This window comes from Enterobacter sp. 302C9 (genome assembly GCF_034106085.1).
GTDB classification, from domain to species: Bacteria; Pseudomonadota; Gammaproteobacteria; order Enterobacterales; family Enterobacteriaceae; genus Enterobacter; species Enterobacter asburiae_B.
On sequence record NZ_JAWNBW010000001.1, the window covers coordinates 955,217 to 979,121 of the forward strand.

At 54.9% G+C, this 23,905-nt stretch carries 27 protein-coding genes and 1 other annotated feature; of the genes, 17 read left to right on the forward strand and 10 right to left on the reverse strand.

The features are described from left to right. Positions 1–38: 38 nt before the first annotated feature. Entirely contained in the window at positions 39–2,288 is a 2,250-nt protein-coding gene (gene katE, locus UR289_RS04660; protein WP_320709229.1) for a catalase HPII, read from the reverse strand. Positions 2,289–2,374: 86 nt separating this feature from the next. Between katE and cedA the strand changes: the two genes are divergently transcribed. After that, the gene (cedA, locus tag UR289_RS04665; protein ID WP_072196682.1) at positions 2,375–2,731 is read left to right on the forward strand and encodes a cell division activator CedA; all 357 of its coding nucleotides are present in this window, start codon (positions 2,375–2,377) and stop codon (positions 2,729–2,731) included. Positions 2,732–2,779: 48 nt separating this feature from the next. Here the strand turns inward: cedA and tcyP are convergent, their stop codons facing one another. From tcyP to hxpB, 3 genes are all read right to left on the reverse strand, one after another. After that, on the reverse strand, positions 2,780–4,171 hold the full coding sequence (gene tcyP, locus UR289_RS04670) for a cystine/sulfocysteine:cation symporter (protein ID WP_008500667.1): 1,392 nt from the start codon (positions 4,169–4,171) through the stop codon (positions 2,780–2,782). A 127-nt stretch (positions 4,172–4,298) separates the two neighbouring features. Further along, positions 4,299–4,889, reverse strand: coding sequence for a metal-dependent hydrolase (locus UR289_RS04675; protein ID WP_014883483.1), 591 nt, complete (start codon positions 4,887–4,889; stop codon positions 4,299–4,301). A 101-nt stretch (positions 4,890–4,990) separates the two neighbouring features. After that, complete coding sequence (gene hxpB / locus UR289_RS04680; protein WP_320709230.1) at positions 4,991–5,662, reverse strand: hexitol phosphatase HxpB; 672 nt, start codon at positions 5,660–5,662, stop codon at positions 4,991–4,993. Positions 5,663–5,810: 148 nt separating this feature from the next. Between hxpB and UR289_RS04685 the strand changes: the two genes are divergently transcribed. After that, complete coding sequence (locus tag UR289_RS04685) at positions 5,811–6,347, forward strand: YniB family protein (protein WP_023311291.1); 537 nt, start codon at positions 5,811–5,813, stop codon at positions 6,345–6,347. A 36-nt stretch (positions 6,348–6,383) separates the two neighbouring features. Here the strand turns inward: UR289_RS04685 and UR289_RS04690 are convergent, their stop codons facing one another. From UR289_RS04690 to pfkB, 3 genes are all read right to left on the reverse strand, one after another. Then, positions 6,384–7,244, reverse strand: coding sequence for a fructosamine kinase family protein (locus tag UR289_RS04690; protein WP_029740438.1), 861 nt, complete (start codon positions 7,242–7,244; stop codon positions 6,384–6,386). 105 nt (positions 7,245–7,349) lie between these two features. After that, on the reverse strand, positions 7,350–7,640 hold the full coding sequence (ghoS, locus tag UR289_RS04695) for a type V toxin-antitoxin system endoribonuclease antitoxin GhoS (protein ID WP_033145271.1): 291 nt from the start codon (positions 7,638–7,640) through the stop codon (positions 7,350–7,352). A 106-nt stretch (positions 7,641–7,746) separates the two neighbouring features. Continuing rightward, on the reverse strand, positions 7,747–8,679 hold the full coding sequence (pfkB, locus tag UR289_RS04700) for a 6-phosphofructokinase II (RefSeq protein WP_320709374.1): 933 nt from the start codon (positions 8,677–8,679) through the stop codon (positions 7,747–7,749). A 295-nt stretch (positions 8,680–8,974) separates the two neighbouring features. On the opposite strand from pfkB, the gene UR289_RS04705 reads away from it, so the two are divergent. Next, on the forward strand, positions 8,975–9,733 hold the full coding sequence (locus UR289_RS04705; protein WP_033145273.1) for a YdiY family protein: 759 nt from the start codon (positions 8,975–8,977) through the stop codon (positions 9,731–9,733). 80 nt (positions 9,734–9,813) lie between these two features. Here the strand turns inward: UR289_RS04705 and yniD are convergent, their stop codons facing one another. Further along, a complete protein-coding gene (yniD, locus tag UR289_RS04710) occupies positions 9,814–9,921 on the reverse strand; it encodes a small membrane protein YniD (protein ID WP_008500658.1) in 108 nt (35 codons plus the stop codon). Positions 9,922–10,019: 98 nt separating this feature from the next. Further along, on the reverse strand, positions 10,020–10,292 hold the full coding sequence (gene yncL / locus UR289_RS04715) for a stress response membrane protein YncL (protein WP_080277768.1): 273 nt from the start codon (positions 10,290–10,292) through the stop codon (positions 10,020–10,022). A gap of 142 nt (positions 10,293–10,434) precedes the next feature. Between yncL and thrS the strand changes: the two genes are divergently transcribed. The 14 genes from thrS to selO all read left to right on the forward strand — a co-directional run bounded on the left by thrS (position 10,435) and on the right by selO (position 23,085). Next, on the forward strand, positions 10,435–12,363 hold the full coding sequence (thrS, locus tag UR289_RS04720; RefSeq protein ID WP_320709232.1) for a threonine--tRNA ligase: 1,929 nt from the start codon (positions 10,435–10,437) through the stop codon (positions 12,361–12,363). Between the two features lie 3 nt (positions 12,364–12,366). Beyond that, a complete protein-coding gene (gene infC, locus UR289_RS04725) occupies positions 12,367–12,909 on the forward strand; it encodes a translation initiation factor IF-3 (protein WP_014069901.1) in 543 nt (180 codons plus the stop codon). A gap of 97 nt (positions 12,910–13,006) precedes the next feature. Beyond that, positions 13,007–13,204: a 50S ribosomal protein L35 gene (rpmI, locus tag UR289_RS04730; RefSeq protein WP_003030583.1), complete on the forward strand. Its 198-nt coding sequence runs from the start codon at positions 13,007–13,009 to the stop codon at positions 13,202–13,204. A gap of 50 nt (positions 13,205–13,254) precedes the next feature. Beyond that, on the forward strand, positions 13,255–13,611 hold the full coding sequence (rplT, locus tag UR289_RS04735; RefSeq protein ID WP_000124850.1) for a 50S ribosomal protein L20: 357 nt from the start codon (positions 13,255–13,257) through the stop codon (positions 13,609–13,611). A 117-nt stretch (positions 13,612–13,728) separates the two neighbouring features. Next, positions 13,729–13,853 (forward strand) — a sequence feature (Phe leader region). Further along, positions 13,734–13,778, forward strand: a complete 45-nt coding sequence (pheM, locus tag UR289_RS04740) for a pheST operon leader peptide PheM (protein ID WP_001386830.1) — start codon at positions 13,734–13,736, stop codon at positions 13,776–13,778. (Overlaps the previous feature by 45 nt.) A 62-nt stretch (positions 13,854–13,915) precedes the next feature. Then, positions 13,916–14,899 (forward strand): phenylalanine--tRNA ligase subunit alpha, encoded by a 984-nt coding sequence (gene pheS / locus UR289_RS04745; protein ID WP_010426091.1) that lies wholly within the window; start codon positions 13,916–13,918, stop codon positions 14,897–14,899. 15 nt (positions 14,900–14,914) lie between these two features. Next, complete coding sequence (pheT, locus tag UR289_RS04750) at positions 14,915–17,302, forward strand: phenylalanine--tRNA ligase subunit beta (RefSeq protein ID WP_320709233.1); 2,388 nt, start codon at positions 14,915–14,917, stop codon at positions 17,300–17,302. A 4-nt stretch (positions 17,303–17,306) separates the two neighbouring features. Then, positions 17,307–17,606, forward strand: a complete 300-nt coding sequence (gene ihfA / locus UR289_RS04755) for an integration host factor subunit alpha (RefSeq protein ID WP_003857805.1) — start codon at positions 17,307–17,309, stop codon at positions 17,604–17,606. Between the two features lie 103 nt (positions 17,607–17,709). After that, a complete protein-coding gene (gene btuC / locus UR289_RS04760; RefSeq protein ID WP_236902488.1) occupies positions 17,710–18,690 on the forward strand; it encodes a vitamin B12 ABC transporter permease BtuC in 981 nt (326 codons plus the stop codon). Positions 18,691–18,724: 34 nt separating this feature from the next. Next, positions 18,725–19,276 carry a glutathione peroxidase gene (locus tag UR289_RS04765; RefSeq protein ID WP_094935163.1) on the forward strand — a complete coding sequence of 184 codons (552 nt, stop codon included), beginning with the start codon at positions 18,725–18,727 and terminating at the stop codon, positions 19,274–19,276. Further along, positions 19,276–20,031: a vitamin B12 ABC transporter ATP-binding protein BtuD gene (btuD, locus tag UR289_RS04770; protein ID WP_143347195.1), complete on the forward strand. Its 756-nt coding sequence runs from the start codon at positions 19,276–19,278 to the stop codon at positions 20,029–20,031. The genes UR289_RS04765 and btuD overlap by 1 nt, the downstream gene beginning before the upstream one ends. A 74-nt stretch (positions 20,032–20,105) precedes the next feature. Then, entirely contained in the window at positions 20,106–20,570 is a 465-nt protein-coding gene (locus tag UR289_RS04775; protein WP_320709235.1) for an NlpC/P60 family protein, read from the forward strand. Between the two features lie 294 nt (positions 20,571–20,864). Then, positions 20,865–21,581 (forward strand): EAL domain-containing protein, encoded by a 717-nt coding sequence (locus UR289_RS04780; protein WP_032657851.1) that lies wholly within the window; start codon positions 20,865–20,867, stop codon positions 21,579–21,581. A gap of 61 nt (positions 21,582–21,642) precedes the next feature. Further along, the gene (gene selO, locus UR289_RS04785; RefSeq protein WP_320709236.1) at positions 21,643–23,085 is read left to right on the forward strand and encodes a protein adenylyltransferase SelO; all 1,443 of its coding nucleotides are present in this window, start codon (positions 21,643–21,645) and stop codon (positions 23,083–23,085) included. Positions 23,086–23,125: 40 nt separating this feature from the next. On the opposite strand, the gene UR289_RS04790 is transcribed toward selO, so the two are convergent. Next, a complete protein-coding gene (locus UR289_RS04790) occupies positions 23,126–23,896 on the reverse strand; it encodes a 3-hydroxybutyrate dehydrogenase (protein ID WP_320709237.1) in 771 nt (256 codons plus the stop codon). Positions 23,897–23,905: the final 9 nt, after the last annotated feature.

Genomic DNA, 23,905 nt, shown 5'->3' on the forward strand with positions numbered 1-23,905 from the left:
CCCTCTCCCGTGGGAGAGGGGTGGGGTGAGGGTATTTTTTACGCCGGGATCTGGTCAATCTTACTGCTGCGCGACCAGACGCGGTGCGCGGCGACCAAATCAAACAGCTTCGTCATAAAGGCATCGTCAACGTTGTCGCCCTCGACAATGCCGTCCTCACCCTGATCGGCCACCTTCAGCTGCGCCTTAAACCGTCGCGCGTCGCCGGACAGCGCGATCGGTTTCAGGTGCTTATAGGCTTCCAGCAGATAATACACCGCGTCACCGTTGTTCAGCAGGCTGTCAATGTCCCCGCACGGCACAATCACCGCATCGACGGTCAGCGATGGCGCCCCGGCAAAGGTCGCCGCCACCGGCAGCACGGAGCCGTCATCGGCGGTCACTTCCCCCATGCGGGAATAAAGCAGTTTCGCATGCACGCCCTGGGTCTTCAGCGCCTGCATGATCCCCAGCACGTCGCTGGCGCGGGTTTTGTCGTTCAGCAGGATGGCGACCACGCGGCCTTTAATCGAGCCACCCGGCACGGCATACAGGCTCAGCGACGGATCTTTCTTCACGCCGTTAACCTCTTTAGGCGGGGCAAGGTTGCGCTGCTCGTCGGTCAGCGTAATGCCCAGGTTATCCGCAACGCTCTGGGCGAGCTGAATATCAATGCGCGCCAGCTGATCGACGACCCGCTCGCGGATGTAGGTACGCACCACTTTGCTCAGCTCAAAGCTGAAGCCGCCGATAATGTGCTGTTGCTCAATCGGCGTCTGGCTGTTCCAGAACAGGCGAGGATGGGCGTAATACTCGCCGAACGACGGGCTGCGCTCGCGAATTTTGTTGCCGTCGATACGCTCCTGGTACGATTCGAATCCACCGCGTTTCGGCGCCGGAGGCGTTTCGCGCGGCCAGTTATCGTTGATGGAGTTCGGCTCATAGTTCGCCGGATTGGTATCAATATCCTGACGGTGCATCCCGTCGCGCTGGAAATTGTGGTATGGGCAGGTTGGGCGGTTAATCGGAATTTCGTGGAAGTTCGGCCCGCCCAGACGGCTGATCTGCGTATCGGTATACGAGAACAAACGACCCTGCAGGAGCGGATCGTTGGTGAAGTCCAGCCCCGGCACGATATGCCCCGGGTGGAATGCGGCCTGTTCGTTTTCGGCAAAGAAATTATCCGGGTTGCGGTTGAGCACCATTTTGCCCACCAGCTGAACCGGCACCAGCTCTTCCGGGATCAGCTTCGTCGGGTCAAGCAGGTCGAAATCGAACTTAAATTCGTCCTCTTCCGGAATGAGCTGCAGGCCCAGCTCGTACTCCGGGAAGTCGCCCGCTTCGATGGACTCCCACAGCTCGCGGCGATGGAAGTCCGGATCGCGCCCGGTCAGCTTTTGCGCCTCGTCCCACACCAGCGAGGCTTTACCCGCCACCGGCTTCCAGTGGAAACGGACGAACGTGGCTTTACCCTCGGCGTTGATCAGACGGAAGGTATGGATGCCAAAGCCTTCCATGGTGCGATAGCTGCGCGGAATGCCGCGGTCTGACATCGCCCACATCACGTTGTGTAAGGTTTCAGGCTGCAGGGAGACATAGTCCCAGAATGTGTCGTGCGCGCTTTGTCCCTGCGGTATGGCCCAGTGGGGCTCCGGTTTTACCGCATGGACAAAGTCAGGAAATTTATGCGCGTCCTGAATGAAGAACACCGGGGTGTTATTGCCCACCAGATCGAAAATACCCTCTTCGGTATAAAACTTGGTGGCAAAGCCGCGGATATCCCGGACGGTATCTGCCGAACCCGCGCCGCCCTGTACGGTGGAGAAGCGCACAAATACCGGAGTGATTTTATCCGGGTCGGAGAGGAAATCCGCTTTGGTGATCGCTTTCAGGCTCTTATAGGGCTGGAAGTAGCCGTGCGCAGCGGAACCGCGCGCGTGGACGATGCGTTCCGGTATCCGCTCGTGGTCGAAATGGGTGATTTTTTCCCGCAGGATAAAATCTTCCAGCAGGGTTGGCCCGCGCGCGCCTGCGCGAAGGGAGTTCTGATCGTCAGCAATGCGCACGCCCTGATTGGTGGTCAGCGCAAAACCTTCGCCGCCTTTGCGGTGCGGCTCAAGCGATTTCAGCTTCTCGTTTCCCGTCTCCGGCGATTTCATGCTTCCCGGTGCGGTAGGCTGTTCGCCCGGTGCAGAGGGGCCAGGGGAGGGGCGGTGAGAGCCGTCAGCAGGGGCGAGAGAGTCCATACCCGGTTGAGATTCCTCAGTGCCATGAATCGGTGATTGATGTGTTTTATCTTTGTTCGACATTGCACGCTTCTCCTTTATCCATTGCTAAAAACCCTATTAAGGATAGAACAATGTCGCGAGATGGCTCGCGAACTAAGAGTTTTCACATGCCGTCATTGACGAAAGGAGCCTTCTCGCCCACTCGGGGCGCGACGGAAGGCAGCAGGATCGGCTATCATAGAATTTTCCTGCTTCAAGAATTTGCTTTAGTGAACCAGTCGCTTATGAAACCTCTTCGTCAACAAAACCGCCAGGTTATTAGCTATGTGCCCCGCGTTGAGCCCGCGCCGCCTGACCATGCCCTGAAAGTGGAGGGTTTTCGCGATGTCTGGCAGCTTCGGGGGAAATATGTGGCCTTTGTGCTGATCGGCGAACACTTCCGCCGCTCGCCCACGTTTACCGTGCCGGAGTCAGCGCAACGGTGGGCGATGCAGATCCGCCAGGATGAAGAGGTTGAGGAATAACAGCCATAAAAAAACCGCCATCAGGCGGTTTTTTTATTTCGACCGTAATTAACGGTGCGCCAGCTCGGCGTCGTCTTCACTTTCCAGAATCGCTTTGTCGGTCTGCTTCAGCCACTGGCTGGTCAGCGTACCGGCGGTCATGGAGCCGCTCACGTTCAGCGCGGTACGGCCCATGTCGATCAGCGGTTCAACGGAGATCAGCAGCGCGACCAGCGTCACGGGCAGACCCAGCGCGGGCAGCACAATCAGCGCGGCGAAGGTTGCGCCACCGCCAACACCCGCAACGCCTGCGGAGCTTACGGTAACAATCCCGACCAGCGTGGCGATCCAGACCGGATCCAGCGGGTTAATCCCAACGGTAGGGGCAACCATCACCGCCAGCATCGCCGGGTACAGACCCGCACAGCCGTTCTGACCAATGGTGGCACCAAAGGAGGCAGAGAAGCTGGCGATGGATTCAGGCACGCCCAGACGGCGGGTTTGCGCTTCAACGTTCAGCGGAATAGACGCGGCGCTGGAACGGCTGGTGAAGGCAAAGGTCAGCACCGGCCAGACTTTACGGAAGTATTTCAGCGGGCTGACGCCGTTTACGCCCAGCAGGATGCCGTGCACCACGAACATAATGCCCAGGCCCAGATATGAGGCGACAACGAAGCTGCCCAGCTTAATGATGTCCTGCAGGTTAGAGCCGGCAACCACTTTGGTCATCAGCGCCAGCACGCCGTAAGGCGTCAGCTGCATCACCAGACGCACCAGCTTCATCACCCAGCTTTGCAGGGTATCAATCGCGGTCAGCACGCGTTCGCCTTTAGGCGCGTCGTCTTTCAGAAGCTTCAGCGCCGCTACGCCCAGGAACGCGGCGAAAATAACCACGCTGATGATTGAGGTTGGGCTCGCACCGGTCAGGTCAGCAAACGGGTTCTTCGGAATGAAGGAGAGCACCATCTGCGGCACGGTCAGATCAGCCACTTTACCCACGTAGTTGGTTTGAATCGCGGTAAGACGCGCCGTTTCAGCGGTACCCTGAACCAGACCTTCTGCGGTCAGGCCAAACAGGTTGGTGACCAGCACACCCACCAGCGCGGCAATCAGCGTGGTGAACAGCAGCGTACCAATGGTCAGGAAGCTGATTTTTCCCAGCTGGGTCGCGTTATGCAGGCGGGCAACGGCGCTCAGAATAGAGGCGAATACCAGCGGCATAACGATCATCTGCAGCAGCTGAACATAGCCGTTACCGACGATGTTGAACCACTGAATAGAATCTTTCAGAACTGGATTATCGGAGCCATAAATTGCCTGTAACGCCAGACCAAATACGACACCCATGGCCAGACCAACCAGCACTTTTTTCGCCAGGCTCCACTGTTTGTGGCGCGCCTGCGCGAGAAGCAATAGCAATACAACGAACACAACGACGTTCGCGATGAGTGGAAAATTCATCCCCGTTCTCCTGATTTATTATTGGGTCGGTTTTTACCGATCCTGTTGGCGGAAGGTTAGCAGAAGTGTGATGTAGCGCTTATATCCAAATGGAATGGGTTATGACAAATAGGATAATTTTGTTGGTTTACTGTTCAATCTGGTGATGAATAAAGCGATTGAACTGAAATTGCAGCGAATTAATCATCTGGGATGACCAGCGAACTGCACTGTTTTCGGGCAATGTTTGCGGCATCCAGACGGCATAAGCAAATAGCGCCATGCACAATACGCGCTCAAGCTGGTTCCCTTTCTGCGGTGCGAGGATCGGAAAGCGGAAACGCCAGCGGCAGGGCCAAAGCAGCGGCACGCCCGCAGGCGTCAGCATATCGGCGAGAATATGGCTTAAATAGCCCAGCACCATCCCCTGGATGGCATCGGCGGGGACTATCCAGCTTTCGGGCACCTTCAAATAGAAAAGCGTCAGCAGGCCAAACACGGCCAGCAGGCTGTGCGTAAACCCCCGGTGGCCGAACGCGCGGGCGATGGGTTTCGACACCCACTTCAGGCGTTGTCCGAGGAAGGACTTGGGGTGGTCAATGTCGGGCAGCAGACAGGTCAATACGGCGGAAGGGACAATATGCCACCAGTCCCCCTGCGCCAGCACGGGGGTGAGTTCAGCGTTTTTGGCAAATACTGCGCACGCAATAGAAAAAAGCAGGTGGCCTTCCGCCGTCATGATAAAACCCACAAAACTGTCAATTCATACAGTATAGGGTTTTTATACAGTAGGCGGAAGAGGTGACGGTGTAACTGTTTGTCACAAACCGGAGAAGGGCGTTAACCGCCCTGCAGATGATGCGCCGTGAGTTCTGCCAGCGAGTTAAGCTTCACGTCGGCGAGGGCAAACCGGGGGTCGTGACGGCCTTCTTCAGCGGGCACCACAATGGAGCGCATCCGTGCAGCCTTCGACGCCACCATACCGTTAACGGAATCTTCCAGCGCAACGCAGTTGAGGGGATCCAGGCCCAGCTTTGCGGCGCAGTCCAGATAGACCTGCGGGTGCGGCTTGCTGTAAGGCAATTTTTCAGCGGACGCCAGCGCGTCGAAACTGTCGCGCAGTTCAAACATCGTGAGCACTTTTTCCAGCATATGCAGCGGTGAGGCCGAGGCCAGGCCAACCTTCAGCCCCTGGGCTTTACACAGCGCGACGGCCTCACGTACGCCGGGCAGCAGCGGCCTGTTCTCTTCCACCAGAGAAATGGCGCGGCTGATAATGCGTGCGGTCACCTCATCGCGATTGGGACCCACCCACGGCTGTTGGGCAAACCACAGTTCAACCACCATATCGATGCGCAGGCCCAGCGTATCGGGAAGTTCATTACGGCGGCTGATATCCACGCCGAGGCTGGCCATCACATCCAGTTCGGCGCGATCCCACAGCGGTTCGGAATCGATCAGTAATCCATCCATGTCAAAAATTGCGGCAAGAATTTGGCGCGGTGTCGACATCACAACGTCTCCTTATCCAGGGTGTTCGACAGACGATACGTGCTAAGCACACTCTGCAATTTAGCATATTGCTTTTAAAGAGCGGGCGAAATTGATGACCAGCAGGTAGACTTAGGCACAAATAACGCGTCTTTATGAAGAGGAACTGATGACGTATCAACAAGCTGGACGCATTGCGGTCTTAAAACGTATTGCTGGCTGGGTGATTTTTATTCCTGCCGTCATTTCTACGCTGATTTCTGTACTCAAATTTATGTACGACCACAGCGAAAAACAGCCGGGTATCAATGCGGTAATGCTTGATTTCGCTCATGTCATGATTGAGATGATGCGTTTTAATACGCCATTTTTGAATGTCTTCTGGTTTAACTCACCCACCCCGGATTTTCATCAACAGCTGAATATCGGCTTTTGGGTGATATATGCCCTGATCTTTGTCGCGCTGGCATTACAGGCCTCTGGCGCGAGAATGAGTCGCCAGACGCGCTTTTTACGCGAAGGCGTTGAGGATCAGTTGATTCTGGAGCAGGCCAAAGGCCCGGAAGGAATGAGTCGGGAGCAGATTGAATCCCGCATTGTTGTGCCGCGTCACACCATTTTCCTGCAAATTTTCCCGCTCTATATCCTTCCCGTGATTATCATTGTGGCGGGATACTTCTTCTTCTCACTGCTCGGTTTTCTGTAAGCGATAAGGGTGGTGGCAAGGCCACCCGTTATCTTCTCAGGCGGCAAGCATACGCTCGAGTGCCCGCTGCGCGTTAACAAGGTGTTCTCCGCCAAAAAGAATGGCCCGGTTCATCAGCGTATAAAGCTGATACACCGGCTGGCGGTCGAGGAAACCGGGCGGGAGAGGGGAAACAGACTGGTATCCGTCGTATATTTGCGGCGGCTGCTCAGGATGAAGCGGCAGCATGGCAAGATCGCACTCTCTGTCACCCCAGTAGCAGGCCGGGTCAAAGATATACGGGCCGTTGGGACCCAGCGCGCAGTTATTGGACCACAAATCGCCGTGAAGCAGAGACGCCTGAGGCTGGTGGGATGCCAGACGCTGTTGAACATGCTCGACGATGGCGTCAATATTGCCAAATTCCAGCCCTTTCTCGGCGGCCAGCTCAAGCTGCCAGCCAATGCGCTGCTCGGCAAAAAATGTCGACCAACGACGCTGCCAGGCATTGGGCTGTGGCGTGGTGGAGAGATCGTTGTCAAAGTCGAGACCAAACTGCGGCTGGTCGCTCCATTGATGCAGGCGCGCTAACTGTTGGCCAAGGATGAACGCATTATGGGCATCCAGCGGGCGGGCGGGGAGATATTCCATTACCAGGAAGCTGTAGTCGCGGTCGCTCCCCACGGCCAGAACCTGCGGGACCGTGACCGTTTTACTGCGGGACAACAGCTCCAGCTGGTCGGCTTCGGCGGTAAATATTGGAAGCAGCTCTCGCTCATCGCATTTAACGAAGAGATCGCGCCCTGCGTAGCGTAAATGCCACGCGGCGTGGATCTCACCGCCTGGCAGTTCGTTACGCAGTTCAATTTCACCTTCACCCAGCTGCTCACGTAAAAGATGACTGATAGCCTGCCACATGTTGTCTCTCCCATGTTGTCTGCCAGATCATAAAGTTAGCGCATAACTGCGGTAAAAAAATACGAACTAACGCACACCTGAGCGGTTTAAATTCATACAGCGCACTTATTGTTCTTTTTTCCGCCAGCTTTCCCAGGTATCCACGTCAATTTCGGCAGGCTTGTCGGTCACGCTCTCCACCAGACTGGCGGCCAGCGCATGAACCTCTTCCTGACTCAGGGCGCCGATCAGACCAAATGTCAGGGTGCCTAAATCATGAATGTTGCCCTCGTCATCCGTCAGCGTGAGGAGAAAATTAGCGCGGGTGAAAGCATTGTTGAGCTCATTCAGCTCGGTCAGCGATGCTTCATGAAGGTTGATGGTCACGACGTAGCGTGTGATGTCACCACTGCTCATAATTCACCTCATTGTTATCATGGAAGTTTTCTTAGCATAGTCGATAGTTTGCGTTTGGCGACTCAGAGACGGCATTCCCCTCCGTAAAGACGAAGGGGAAGAGGGGTTAATTTCGGGACAGGTAATCGACGATTTTTTGCGTATCGGCGAGCGAACAGAGACGCGTGCCCTGGTTGATGGTGGCGGCGCTACCCGCCGCCACGCCGTAGCGTGTCATCTCGAGCAGAGACGCGCCCTGCGCCAGTTTTAGCGTCATCGCACCCACCATGCTATCGCCCGCGCCAACCGTGCTCTGGCTCTTCATCGGCGGTGGGACAACCTGAACGGACGACGATTCATCGACTGCCAGCGCCCCCTGAGGGCCAAGGGAGACGACTACGCGCCGCGCTTTGCCGCTGCGCACCAGCTCCTGCGCGGCGGTGCGCACATCATCAGGCTGCGTCAGTTCGCGGTTGACCAGCGCGCTTAACTCTTTCTGGTTGGGTTTGACCAGCTCCAGATTGCCCGGCACCAGGGCCGCCTGCAGGGCCTCGCCGCTGCTGTCGACAATGCAGCGGATGCCGCGCTGCTGCGCGGCCTGAATCAGCGCCGTTAATTTTTCCGGGCTTACGCCGGGCGGCAGGCTGCCGCTTACCACCAGCAGCGCGCCGCTTTCTATCGTCAGCACTTTCTCTTCAAGCTGACGAAACTCGTCATCGCTGAGTTTCGCGCCCGGCATGACAAAACGGTACTGCTCGCCGCTGGATTCTACGTGGACATGCAGGTTTTGCCGCGTCCAGTCTTTCGCCTCGACGGTGTCTACGGCCACCTGTTCATCGGCCAGCAGAGAGACCAGGTGTTCACCGGTGGCACCGCCTGCGGGGAAAATTGCCGTGGCTTTGCCGCCGAGGTGTGTAATGGCGCGCGCCACGTTGATCCCGCCGCCGCCGGGCTCAAAGACCGGGGCGCTGCAGCGCAATTTACCTTCCGGGTAAATCTGCGGCGTCAGGGTGGCGGAATCCAGGGAAGGGGAGAGCGTCAGAGTATAAATAGAAACCATCATTACCTCCTTTTAGCATGGGTTCTTATTAGCCTGGCACCATTTGTCAGGAAGGCAATGTAAATAACAGTATGATTTTAAATATGAATACTGACGAAAAGTGAGGCGGGGGATATATAAAATAAAACGCTTTTTGAGATCGTTCTTATTCAAAAAATGAAATAAGAAAACATTGCTATGTTATTTGCGGCTTTTTATAATTTGTTACCTTTCTCTGGACGCCTTGTCATTGATCCTCAAGAAAGATTCCGGGACCGTGTGGTCTCTTTTTTTGTTGTACGGACTCCTTAATAAAATGAAGCTTTTAAAGACAGTGCCCGCTGCACTGATGCTGGCGGGTGGCGTGTTTGCGGCTATGAACGCGACCGCTGATGATACCGTTTTTACTGTCATGGACGATCCTTCCACCGCGAAAAAACCCTTTGAAGGTAACCTGAACGCCGGATACCTGGCACAATCCGGTAACACGAAAAGCTCTTCTCTGACGGCGGACAGTACGCTCACCTGGTACGGTAATACCACCGCCTGGTCTCTGTGGGGTAATGCCAGCAACACTTCCGCTAACGACGAACGTTCTTCCGAGAAGTATGCGGTAGGCGGACGTAGCCGTTACAACATGACCGACTATGACTACCTGTTTGGTCAGGCAAGCTGGTTAACCGACCGTTACAACGGTTATCGCCAGCGCGATGTATTCACCGCCGGTTATGGTCGCCAGTTCCTGAACGGTCCGGTACACAGCTTCCGTTTTGAATTCGGTCCGGGTGTGCGTTATGACGAGTACACCAATGGCGATACTAAAACCCAACCGCTCGGTTACGCTTCCGGTACCTATGCCTGGCAGATGACTGACAACACCAAATTTACCCAGGGTGTTTCTGTATTTGGTGCCGACGATACGACGCTGAACTCTGAGACGGCGCTGAACGTGGCTATCAACGAACACTTTGGCCTGAAAGTCGCCTACAACGTGACCTGGAACTCTTCACCACCAGAATCTGCACCGGATCATACCGACCGCAGAACCACGGTTTCACTGGGTTATAGAATGTAATAAAAGCGGGCCGATGATGATGTCGGCCCGTTTATTGTCTGCGGTCTTTAGACGTCCCTTCTGATGACTTGTCTTCGCCCCTAGCCCCAAATCATTGCCGCCCAACGGAGTAGCAGCATTGCGCCGCAGATGGCAATCAGCACCAGCACCATTTTCCAGTGTTTTACGGCAAATCGTTTAGTTGGCATAACCTAATCCTTGTTGGTTGATATCCCCAGTCTACCAAACAGGGCCGAAATATGCCCCTTCTCAGGATCGATTGGGTTATGCCAGCGCAGGATTCGGCTCAGAACCAGTGGAATCGTTCGGCGAGAATCAACAATAAACCTGTGGCGGAAAGGATGTTCAATATCACAACCGTTCTACTGGATACGTTCATGGTATGCACCTTTGGGTTTAAAGACCTGTTCAAGAGTAGCCCAGCATCTTTGAAATGCGAGCGCAGGGGAGAAGCAACCTGCAAATTCGTACGAAAGCGCCAGCCCATCAATCTGGCCGCAGAGGGTGCAATCTCCTTGCCGTTAGTGTTAACATTACGTCGCTTGCCGTAAATCCGCATTAATCTGAATTCGGCTGGTGAATGATGACGAACCAATTTGACGATTGTTGGTCAGATGGTGTCGTAATCTATTGTCAAATCACGATTATTTTCTTTGTATATGCTCTTATGTGTGGGGCATCACTGCAAATAAGGATATAAAATGCCTGTAATTACTCTTCCTGATGGCAGCCAACGCCATTTCGACCGTGCTGTTAGCCCAATGGATGTTGCCCTGGACATTGGTCCTGGTCTCGCGAAAGCGACTATCGCTGGCCGCGTTAACGGTGAGCTGGTGGATGCTTCCGATCTGATCGAAAACGATGCGACGCTTGCAATCATCACTGCGAAAGACGAAGAAGGTCTGGAGATCATTCGTCACTCCTGCGCGCACCTGTTAGGCCATGCCATCAAACAGCTGTGGCCAAACACCAAAATGGCGATCGGTCCGGTTATCGACAATGGTTTCTACTATGACGTTGACCTTGACCACACCCTGACTCAGGAAGATATCGACGCGCTCGAAAAACGCATGCACGAGCTCGCCGAAACGAACTATGACGTCATCAAGAAGAAAGTCAGCTGGCACGAAGCGCGTGAAACCTTCGTGAAGCGCGGCGAGAGCTACAAGGTCTCTATTCTTGACGAAAACATTTCGCATGATGACAAGCCTGGCTTGTACCATCACGAAGAATACGTCGACATGTGCCGTGGACCGCACGTGCCGAACATGCGCTTCTGTCATCACTTTAAGCTGATGAAGATCGCAGGCGCCTACTGGCGTGGCGACAGCAACAACAAAATGTTGCAGCGTATTTATGGTACCGCGTGGGCTGATAAAAAAGCCCTGAACGCATACCTGCTGCGCCTGGAAGAGGCGGCGAAGCGTGACCACCGTAAAATCGGTAAGCAGCTTGACCTGTACCACATGCAGGAAGAAGCGCCGGGTATGGTGTTCTGGCATAACGACGGCTGGACTATCTTCCGTGAACTGGAAACTTTCGTACGCTCCAAACTGAAAGAGTACCAGTATCAGGAAGTGAAAGGCCCGTTCATGATGGACCGTGTGCTGTGGGAAAAAACCGGCCACTGGGACAACTACAAAGATGCGATGTTCACCACCTCGTCTGAGAACCGTGAATACTGCATCAAGCCAATGAACTGTCCGGGCCACGTTCAGATCTTCAACCAGGGTCTGAAATCCTACCGCGACCTGCCGCTGCGTATGGCGGAGTTCGGTAGCTGCCACCGTAACGAGCCATCAGGTGCGCTGCACGGTCTGATGCGTGTTCGTGGCTTTACTCAGGATGATGCGCATATCTTCTGTACTGAAGATCAGGTCCGTGACGAAGTTAACGCCTGTATTCGTATGGTCTACGATATGTACAGCACCTTTGGCTTCGAGAAGATCGTGGTCAAACTCTCAACGCGTCCGGAAAAACGTATCGGCAGCGATGAGACATGGGATCGCGCAGAAGCGGATCTCGCCGTGGCGCTGGAAGAGAACGGCATTCCGTTCGAATACCAGCTGGGCGAGGGCGCATTCTACGGTCCGAAAATTGAATTTACCCTGTATGACTGCCTCGATCGCGCATGGCAGTGCGGTACTGTACAGCTGGACTTCTCCCTGCCGCAGCGTTTAAGCGCCTCTTATGTTGGCGAAGACAACGAGCGTCAGGTACCGGTAATGATTCACCGTGCAATTCTCGGTTCTCTGGAGCGCTTCATCGGCATCCTGACCGAAGAGTTCGCTGGCTTCTTCCCAACCTGGCTTGCGCCAGTGCAGGTCGTGGTGATGAACATTACCGATTCTCAGGCGGATTACGTTAAAGAATTGACGCTGAAACTGCAAAATGCGGGCATTCGCGTAAAAGCAGACTTGAGAAATGAGAAGATTGGCTTTAAAATCCGCGAGCACACTTTACGTCGTGTCCCGTATATGTTGGTCTGTGGTGATAAAGAGGTGGAAGCAGGCAAAGTTGCCGTTCGCACCCGCCGTGGTAAAGACCTGGGGAGCCTGGACGTAAGTGAAGTGATTGAGAAGCTGCAACAAGAGATTCGCAGCCGCAGTCTTCAACAACTGGAGGAATAAGGTATTAAAGGCGGAAAACGAGTTCAAACGGCACGTCCGAATCGTATCAATGGCGAGATTCGCGCCCAGGAAGTTCGCTTAACAGATCTTGAAGGTGAACCACTGGGGATTGTGAGTCTGAGAGAAGCGATCGAAAAAGCTGAAGAAGCTGGAGTAGATTTAGTTGAAATCAGCCCTAACGCCGAACCGCCAGTTTGTCGTATCATGGACTACGGCAAGTTCCTTTATGAAAAGAGTAAGTCTTCTAAGGAACAGAAGAAGAAGCAAAAAGTTATCCAGGTTAAGGAAATCAAATTCCGTCCTGGTACCGACGATGGCGATTATCAGGTAAAACTCCGCAGCCTGATTCGCTTTCTGGAAGATGGCGATAAGGCCAAGATCACACTGCGTTTCCGCGGTCGTGAGATGGCCCACCAACAGATTGGTATGGAAGTGCTTAACCGCGTCCGTGACGATCTGAGTGAACTGGCAGTAGTCGAATCCTTCCCTACGAAGATCGAAGGCCGCCAGATGATCATGGTGCTCGCTCCTAAGAAGAAACAGTAAGGCCTTCAAGCAGCAAAATCTGTGGAGCCTTCGGGTTTCATAGGTTTTGTTCGCCTATGTTTCGTTTATTTAACAATGCGAAGTGGAAGTTATTAAGATGCCAAAAATTAAGACCGTACGCGGTGCTGCTAAGCGCTTCAAAAAAACCGGTGGTGGTGGATTTAAGCGTAAGCACGCAAACCTGCGTCATATTCTGACCAAAAAATCTACTAAGCGTAAACGTCACCTGCGTCCAAAAGGCCTCGTTTCTAAAGGCGATCTGGGTCTGGTTATCGCGTGCCTGCCGTACGCATAAGCCGTTAACGTTTAATTTTTTACTAAGAATATAGATACAGGAGAGCACATATGGCTCGCGTAAAACGTGGTGTAATTGCACGTGCACGTCACAAGAAAATTTTGAAACAAGCTAAAGGCTACTACGGTGCGCGTTCACGCGTATACCGCGTTGCCTTCCAGGCTGTTATCAAAGCAGGTCAGTACGCTTACCGTGACCGTCGTCAGCGTAAGCGTCAGTTCCGTCAACTGTGGATTGCGCGTATCAACGCAGCAGCACGTCAGAACGGTATTTCTTACAGCAAATTCATCAACGGCCTGAAAAAAGCCTCTGTTGAAATCGACCGTAAGATCCTGGCTGACATCGCAGTATTCGACAAAGTAGCGTTCACCGCTCTGGTCGAAAAAGCGAAAGCAGCACTGGCATAAGCCAGTTGAGAGAGGGGGCTTTGCTCCCTCTTTTCATTTAACACCATCAGAAGATTGACATTTATCCGTCCAGGCTTTTCAATAAGGTCTCAACGGTTTTTACCAGACAAGGTAACGCAAGCATGAATGCTGCTATTTTCCGCTTCTTCTTTTACTTTAGCACCTGATTTCAGGAGGCTAGCGCGTGAAAGATGAAACGAAAAACAGCGCCAGATAAGCCTCCCGATGGAGGCTTTTTTTGTGCCTGAATTTGAGAGAATAACTCCACCAAATCGGTGTCTGCACCGACATAATGAGGAAAATCATGTCACATCTCGCAGAGCTGGTTGCCAGTGCAACAGCCGCCATTAATCAGGCCTCAGATGTTGCCGCGTTAGACAATGTCCGCGTCGAATATCTTGGGAAGAAAGGGCACCTGACCCTTCAGATGACAACCCTGCGTGAGCTGCCGCCAGAAGAACGCCCGGCAGCGGGTGCGGTGATTAACGAAGCCAAAGAGCAGGTTCAGCAGGCGCTGAACGCGCGTAAAGCCGAGCTGGAAAGCGCGGTGCTGAATGCGCGTCTGGCCGCAGAGACGATCGACGTTTCTCTGCCGGGTCGCCGTATCGAAAACGGTGGTCTGCATCCGGTTACCCGCACCATCGATCGCATTGAAAGTTTCTTCGGTGAGCTCGGCTTTACCGTGGCGACTGGCCCGGAAATCGAAGATGATTACCACAACTTCGACGCCCTGAACATTCCTGGCCATCATCCGGCACGCGCTGACCACGACACTTTCTGGTTCGACGCTACGCGTCTGCTGCGTACTCAGACCTCCGGCGTTCAGATCCGTACCATGAAGGATCAGGAGCCGCCAATCCGCATTATCGCGCCGGGCCGCGTCTATCGTAACGACTACGATCAGACCCACACGCCAATGTTCCACCAGATGGAAGGTCTGATTGTTGATAAAAACATCAGCTTCACCAACCTGAAGGGCACGCTGCACGATTTCCTGAACAACTTCTTTGAGGAAGATCTGCAGGTTCGTTTCCGCCCGTCCTACTTCCCGTTTACCGAACCGTCTGCGGAAGTTGACGTGATGGGTAAAAACGGCAAATGGCTGGAAGTGCTGGGCTGCGGCATGGTGCATCCAAACGTGCTGCGCAACGTGGGTATCGATCCGGAAGTTTACTCCGGCTTTGCTTTCGGCATGGGCATGGAGCGTCTGACCATGCTGCGTTACGGCGTGACCGACTTACGTGCATTCTTCGAAAACGATCTGCGTTTCCTCAAACAGTTTAAATAAGGGCAGGACAGAACAATGAAATTCAGTGAACTGTGGTTACGCGAGTGGGTGAACACCACGCTGGACAGCGACGCGCTTTCTAACCAGATCACCATGGCAGGTCTGGAAGTCGACGGCGTTGAGCCGGTTTCCGGTGCCTTCAACGGCGTGGTCGTTGGCGAAGTGGTCGAGTGCGGCCAGCACCCTAACGCTGACAAACTGCGCGTAACAAAAGTAAACGTGGGCGGTGACCGTCTGCTGGATATCGTCTGCGGTGCGCCAAACTGCCGTCAGGGCCTGAAGGTGGCCGTGGCGACCGTCGGTGCGGTGCTGCCGGGTGATTTCAAAATTAAAGCGGCTAAGCTGCGCGGCGAGCCGTCTGAAGGCATGCTGTGCTCCTTCTCCGAGCTGGGTATTTCCGACGATCACAACGGCATTATTGAGCTGCCGCTGGATGCGCCAGTCGGCACCGATATCCGTGAATACCTGAAGCTTGATGACAACACTATCGAAATCAGCGTCACGCCAAACCGTGCCGACTGCTTAGGTATCATCGGCGTGGCGCGCGACGTGGCCGTGCTGAACCAGACTGAGCTGAACGCGCCGGAAATCGCGCCGGTTGAAGCGACCATCAGTGACGTGCTGCCTATCCAGGTTGACGCTGCGGATGCTTGCCCGCGCTACCTCGGTCGCGTGGTGAAAGGCATCAACGTGAAAGCGCCAACTCCGCTGTGGATGAAAGAGAAGCTGCGCCGCTGCGGTATTCGCTCTATCGACGCCGTGGTTGACGTGACCAACTACGTTCTGCTGGAGCTGGGCCAGCCAATGCACGCGTTCGATAAAGATCGTATCGACGGCGGCATCGTTGTGCGCATGGCGAAAGAGGGCGAAACCCTGGTTCTGCTGGACGGCAGCGAAGTGAAACTGAACGCCGACACCCTGGTGATTGCTGACCACAGCAAAGCGCTGGCAATGGGCGGTATCTTCGGTGGCGAGCACTCAGGCGTCAACGACGAGACGCAAAACGTCCTGCTGGAATGCGCATTCTTCAGCCCGCTCTCCATCACCGGTCGCGCACGCCGCCACGGCCTGCATACCGATGCCTCTCACCGCTACGAGCGCGGCGTTGACCCGGCGCTGCAGTACAAAGCGATGGAACGTGCGACCCGCCTGCTGATCGACATCTGCGGCGGTGAAGCGGGCCCGGTTATCGACGTCACCAACGAAGCGACCCTGCCGAAGCGTGCGACCATCACCCTGCGCCGCAGCAAGCTGGATCGCCTGATTGGTCACCACGTTGCCGATGCGCAGGTAACCGACATCCTGAAACGTCTGGGCTGTGAAGTAACCGAAGGGCAGGACGAGTGGAAAGCCGTTGCGCCATCATGGCGTTTCGACATGGAAATTGAAGAAGATCTGGTGGAAGAAGTGGCCCGCGTTTACGGCTACAACAACATCCCTGACGAGCCTGTCCAGGCGGGTCTGGTAATGGGCACCCACCGTGAAGCCGACCTGTCCCTGAAGCGTGTGAAAACCATGCTGAATGACAAAGGCTACCAGGAAGTGATCACCTACAGCTTCGTTGATCCAAAGCTGCAGCAGCTGATCCACCCGGGTCAGGAGGCGCTGATCCTGCCAAGCCCAATTTCCAGCGAAATGTCCGCGATGCGTCTGTCTCTGTGGACGGGCCTGCTGGGTACTGTCGTTTATAACCAGAATCGCCAGCAAAACCGCGTGCGAATTTTCGAAAGCGGTTTGCGCTTTGTACCGGATAATCAGGCAAATTTAGGCATCCGTCAGGATCTCATGCTGGCTGGCGCCATCAGCGGCAACCGCTATGAAGAGCACTGGGACCTGGCAAAAGGCACGGTTGATTTCTACGATATGAAGGGCGATCTGGAAGCGATTCTGGATCTGACCGGTAAATTATCTGAAATTGAATTCCGCGCAGAAGCTATCCCGGCGCTGCATCCGGGCCAAAGTGCAGCCATCTATTTAGACGGCAAACGCGTTGGTTTTATTGGGGTTGTTCACCCTGAGCTGGAGCGTAAGCTGGACCTGAACGGCCGTACCATCGTGTTCGAGCTGGAATGGAACCCGGTGGCTGACCGCGTGATTCCTCAGGCTCAGGACGTCTCCCGCTTCCCGGCAAACCGCCGTGATATCGCGGTTGTGGTCGCGGAAAATGTGCCTGCAGCAGATATTTTGGCCGAATGTAAGAAAGTTGGCGTAAATCAGGTAGTTGGCGTAAACTTATTTGACGTGTACCGCGGCAAGGGCGTAGCAGAAGGTTTCAAGAGCCTCGCTATTAGCCTTATCCTTCAGGATACCAGCCGTACACTCGAAGAAGAGGAGATTGCCGCTACCGTCGCCAAATGTGTAGAGGCATTAAAAGAGCGATTCCAGGCATCATTGAGGGATTGAACCTATGGCGCTTACAAAAGCTGAAATGTCAGAATATCTGTTTGATAAGCTTGGGCTTAGCAAACGGGATGCCAAAGAGCTGGTAGAGCTGTTTTTCGAAGAGATCCGTCGTGCTCTGGAAAATGGTGAGCAGGTAAAACTCTCCGGTTTTGGCAATTTTGATTTGCGAGACAAAAACCAACGTCCGGGCCGCAACCCGAAGACGGGGGAAGATATTCCCATTACAGCCCGCCGCGTGGTGACCTTCAGACCCGGCCAGAAGTTGAAAAGCCGTGTCGAAAACGCAACGCCCAAAGCAGAGTAATATGAACTAACTAAAAAGGCCGCCCACGCGGCCTTTTTTCTTTGCGCTCTCCGGCAAACCCGCCGTAAAATCAATTACATCTCACGCTACTAAAACCGTACACATGCTTGATTATGCCTATCACCAGCACCGTTCCGATCGGCGTCACCTGCTTTTGCTGGTGCTGATGCTCATTGTCGCCGCGGGCGTGAGCCTCTGCGCGGGCGACAGATGGATCGGGCCTGAAAGCTGGTGGGGGCCTGACGGGCAGCTCTTCGTCTGGCAAATTCGCCTGCCGCGCACCGTCGCGGTGGTTCTGGTCGGCGCCGCGCTGGCGCTGTGCGGTACCATAATGCAGGCGTTGTTTGATAACCCTCTGGCGGAGCCCGGGCTGCTCGGCGTGTCAAACGGCGCAGGCGTAGGCCTGATTGCGGCGGTGATGCTGGGTGGGGGAGAACTCTCCGGATGGAGTATTAGCCTGAGCGCTATCCTCGGCGCGCTGCTAATCACCGCGATCCTTCTTCGTTTTGCCAGACGGCACTTATCGACCAGCCGCCTGCTGCTTGCCGGCGTGGCGCTGGGGATCATCTGTAGCGCGCTGATGACCTGGGCGGTCTACTTTTCAACATCCTTTGACCTGCGTCAGCTGATGTACTGGATGATGGGCGGTTTTGGCGGCGTTGACTGGCACCAGGGCTGGCTGATGGCGCTGCTGGTACCGGTCATCGTCTGGGCGGCCCTGCAGGCGCAGCCGCTGAATATGCTCGCGCTGGGTGAAACCTCTGCCCGCCAGCTCGGCATGCCGATTGGGTTCTGGCGTAATGTGCTGGTAATAGCCATTGGCTGGCTGGTCGGCGTCAGCGTGGCTCTGGCGGGCGCGATCGGCTTTATCGGGCTGGTGATTCCGCACATGCTGCGCCTGTGTGGCCTCACGGACCATCGGACCCTGCTTCCGGCCTCGGCGGTTGCCGGGGCCGCCACGCTGCTGGTGGCCGATATCATCGCCCGGCTTGCCCTGACGGCCGCCGAGCTGCCGATTGGCGTGGTGACCGCCACGCTGGGCGCGCCGGTATTTATCTGGCTACTATTAAAAGCTGGACGTTAAAACAACTAGCCGTAAGACAACCTGAGGGAATGCTATGCAGACTGATATCCTGAATACTGAAGTGACCACCATTGATGGCGTTAACACCACGCTGGAAGGCTACAAAGGCAACGTGCTGCTTATCGTCAACGTGGCATCCAAATGTGGCCTGACGCCGCAGTACGAACAGCTGGAGAACATTCAGAAGGCCTGGGAGAAAGACGGTTTCACCGTGCTGGGCTTCCCGTGCAACCAGTTCCTGGGCCAGGAGCCGGGCAGCGAAGAGGAGATTAAAACCTTCTGCAGCACCACCTATGGCGTGACGTTCCCGATGTTCAGCAAAATCGATGTCAACGGTGAAGACCGCCATCCTCTGTATGCGAAGCTGATCGCTGCCGCGCCGAAGGCCGTTGCGCCGGAAGGAAGCGGTTTTTATGAACGCATGGCCAGCAAAGGCCGCGCGCCGCTTTACCCGGACGATATCCTGTGGAATTTTGAAAAATTCCTGATTGGCCGCGACGGCCAGGTCGTTCAGCGTTTTTCGCCGGATATGACCCCTGAAGATCCGATCGTCATGGAATCGATCAAGCTGGCGCTGGCGAAATAATGTCGTTGCTGATGCAGCTCACGGACGTTGCCGAGAGGGGACGTCTGGAGCCGATAACCGGTACCATCAATGCGGGAGAAATCCTGCATCTTGTCGGGCCAAACGGTGCAGGGAAGAGCACGCTGCTGGCACGGATGGCAGGCATGACCGACGGAGAAGGGCAGATAACGCTGCTGGAGCATACGCTCGCCGACTGGTCACCGGTCTCGCTGGCGCACCGGCGCAGTTACCTCGTGCAGCAGCAGGTGCCGCCCTTTGCGATGCCGGTCTGGCACTATCTGATGCTGCATTTGCACGACAAACAACAGACGGCACTGCTGACGGACGTGGCCGCAGCCCTGGGGCTGGAAGATAAACTGTCCCGGCATGCCAGCCAGCTTTCCGGCGGAGAGTGGCAGCGGGTGCGTCTGGCGGCGGTCATTCTTCAGATCCACCCGGCAGGTAATCCTCACGGGCGAATGCTGCTTCTCGATGAACCCATGAGCGGTCTGGACGTGGCGCAGCAGGCGGCACTGGATACGCTGTTAAGCGCCCTGAGCCGAAAAGGTATCGCCGTGGTGATGAGCAGTCATGACCTCAACCACACCCTGCGTCATGCCCACCGGGTGTGGCTGCTGTCGCAGGGAAAGATGATCGCCAGCGGCGCGCGGGATCGGGTTCTTACGCCGCCCCATCTTGCCCGCGCGTACAACATGTCGTTCCGCAGGCTGGATATTGAGGGACATAAGATGCTGATTTCTACCGGGCAGACGTAACCGTTTCTTGCCTCTTAGCACAATTGCACGCTAAATTACGAAAAGAACAAAAAAAGCAGAGGATTCGTCTGAAAATGCGATTCTGGTTTCTCCTGATGGCCGCACTTTTTCTTGCGGGATGCAGTAGCCATCGTGCGCCGCCGCCTAACCCACGGCTTTCAGATTCGATCACCGTCATTGCCAGCCTCAACGATCAGCTGAGCAACTGGCGCGGTACGCCTTATCTTTACGGAGGCATGAGTCGAGGCGGCGTAGATTGTTCCGGCTTCGTTCTGATGACGTTCCGCGACAAGTTTGATTTACAGCTTCCGCGCGAAACGCGCAAGCAGGCCGAAATTGGCACTGAAATTGATAAAGGCGATCTTCTCCCCGGGGACCTGGTTTTCTTCAAAACCGGATCGGGTGAAAGCGGTCTTCATGTGGGCATATATGATACAGACAATCAGTTCATTCATGCCTCGACAAGCCGCGGGGTGATGCGCTCTTCACTTGATAATGTTTACTGGCGTAAAAATTTCTGGCAGGCACGACGTATATAGTCTTTGTCAGACACTTCTCTTATGACGGCATGGTTTCTAATAAATCATGCCGTTTTTTCTCAAATAAGATGCTTAAAGTTAAATTTATCTAAAATTAGCGAATCCTGCATGTGTCTGTTTTATCTAAAACTGGCTATTATTCGGCAACCAGGATAAAATTATTTAAGATTCAGGGATAAATCTGAAAATAAATACGGAACTAATGAAATTAATCTTATTAAAATCAAGACAGTGGAATTGTGTCGGCAATTGCTCCAGGATGTCCTCTCTCATCTTTAATGCGGAGCGAGTGCAATGATTATTACGCTAGATAATGCTTACCAGTCTGAACTGCTGCTTCTGCCTGCTCGTAATAGCGCAGGGGAGCTTAAAGGTTTAGAGGTTCTGGTTAACTTTACTGGCGTCGGCAGCGATGTGCGGATCCCCACTGAGCTCGTTATCCCTCGGCTTTCAGCAGCTGAAGAGTTAGTGCTGTTTAACGAAAAATTGCAATTGCTTGATACCTGTAAACTGTTTTTTATTCAGCATCAGTTAATTGCATGGATCAATATTACACCTGCAATAGTTGAATTTTTATTAAGTAATGGAAACGCTGTTTCAATCCTTGAGCGTTACCCGTTTCTTGAGTTTACTGTTAATGAGAATTATCCAGGTTTAAATAACGGAAAGGACGATCTGCAGCTGGCGAGAATGGCAATCCATTTCCCGTTGGTCCTGGCAAACTTTGGCGCAGGTGCCGCATCGCTCAAAGCGGTCTATGATGGATTATTTAAACGGGTTATTCTCGACAAAGGCTTCATTCAGCAGCGTGCCCCGGAGCTCTCTTTTGAGCCTTTTATGCGCGCCATCCTCTGGCAAATCACACCGCACTGCCAGTCAGTGATCGTCTCGGGCATTGACGACCACGGCCTGTTGCAACGCGTTTTGTCCTTCAATTTTGGCGCCATGCAGGGCGCACTCTGGCCAGCCGTCTCTGCGGAGCACGTTACATCGCTGGTTCAGCAGCGATAACCCTTGCTTTCGCCCGTGTTTAAGTCCGGGTAAACCCTCTACACTAAAAGCAGGAGGACTTATGACCCTGTCTTTTACTGCTCACTGGCATGACGAGTTGCCTGGCTTTTACACCGCACTCAAACCAACACCGTTACAAAATTCACGCCTTATCTGGCACAACGATTCGCTGGCAGAAGAGCTGGCCATTCCGCCTGGGCTGTTTCAGCTTTCAGAGGGCGCTGGCGTCTGGGGCGGTGAAACGCTTCTCGCCGGGATGCAACCTCTGGCTCAGGTCTATAGCGGACATCAGTTTGGCGTCTGGGCGGGGCAGCTGGGCGACGGCAGGGGGATCCTGCTCGGCGAACAACGGCTTCCCAACGGGGAGACGGTTGACTGGCACCTGAAAGGCGCAGGCCTTACTCCCTATTCGCGAATGGGCGACGGGCGCGCGGTGCTGCGTTCAACGATTCGCGAGTGCCTGGCGTCCGAAGCGATGCATGCCCTGGGGATTCCCACTACGCGCGCGCTGTCGATTATCACCAGCGATACGCCGGTAGCACGCGAAACGGTGGAAAAAGGGGCAATGCTGATGCGTATTGCGCAAAGCCATTTGCGCTTCGGCCATTTCGAGCACTTTTACTATCGCCGCGAGCCGGACAAGGTTCGCCAGCTGGCTGATTTTGCCATTCGTCACCACTGGGCGCATTTGCAGGACGAGGCGGATAAATACGTTCTCTGGTTCAGGGATGTGGTTGCCCGTACCGCAAGCCTGATTGCCCGCTGGCAAACGGTGGGCTTTGCGCATGGCGTCATGAATACGGACAACATGTCGATCCTGGGGCTGACCTTTGATTACGGTCCGTTTGGTTTCCTGGACGATTATCAGCCTGGCTATATCTGCAACCACTCCGACTATCAGGGACGTTACAGCTTTGATAATCAGCCAGCGGTTGGCCTGTGGAACCTGCAGCGGCTTGCGCAAACCCTGTCGCCGTTCATCGACGTAGATGCCCTCAATGATGCGCTCGACAGCTATCAGGACATATTGCTGCGAGAATACGGCACGCTGATGCGCAACAAGCTGGGGCTGATGACGCAGGAGAGGGGCGATAACGACATTCTCAACGGTCTGTTTGCCCTGATGGCGCGCGAGGGCAGCGATTATACCCGTACCTTCCGGATGCTGAGCCAGACGGAGCAGCACAGTGCGGCCTCACCGCTGCGCGACGAGTTTATTGACAGACAGGCGTTTGACGACTGGTTTGCCACTTACCGCGCGCGGCTGCAGCAGGAGCAGGTAGATGACGCTGTCCGACAGGCGCAGATGAACGCGACGAATCCAGCGATGGTGTTGCGCAACTGGCTGGCGCAGCGGGCGATTGAGCAGGCAGAGCAGGGTGAATACGACGAGCTACACCGTTTGCATCTGGCGTTGCGCACGCCATTTGCCGAGCGGGATGATGACTACGTCAGCCGCCCGCCTGACTGGGGCAAGCGGCTGGAGGTCAGCTGCTCAAGCTAGCGATTTTGCCGGGTGGCGGCGTCGCCTTACCCGGCAAACATTACTGCGCAACCCAGCCGCCATCCATATTCCACGCGGCGCCGCGAACGTTCACGGCGCCCTCGCTGCACAAAAACAGCGCCAGTTCACCCAGCTGCTCCGGGGTAACAAACTCGCCCGAAGGCTGTTTCTCCGCGAGAAGCCGATCGCGAGCCTGCTCCGGCGGGACGCCTTCAGCGATACGCTGGTCGATTTGCTGTTGCACCAGCGGCGTCAGTACCCAGCCGGGGCAGATGGTATTGGCGGTAATACCGGTGCGGGCGGTTTCCAGCGCCAGCGATTTCGTAAAGCCCACTACGCCATGCTTGGCGGCAACGTAGGCTGACTTCTCTTTTGAGGCGACCAGCCCGTGAACGGAGGCGATATTAATGATGCGCCCCCAGTTTTTCTCGCGCATGGCGGGCAGCGCTAGCCTGCTGGTGTGAAATACCGAGGAGAGGTTGATGGCGATAATGTCGTTCCATTTCTCCACCGGAAACGAGTCAACCGGGGCGACATGCTGTATCCCGGCGTTGTTGACAAGAATGTCCACGCCGCCAAACTGCGATTCGGCGTAGCGCATCATGGCTTCAATTTGCAGCACGTCACGCAGGTCCGCATCGTGATAGCCTGGCTTTTTGCCCAGCTGCGCAATCTCTTCTCTTGCTGATTCGCTGTCGCCGAAACCGTTGAGGATCAGCTGCGCTCCGGCCTTCGCCAGCACGCGGGCGATCCCAAGTCCAATGCCGCTGGTCGAGCCCGTCACCAGCGCGGTCTTACCGTTCAGATTCATCTTTCTCTC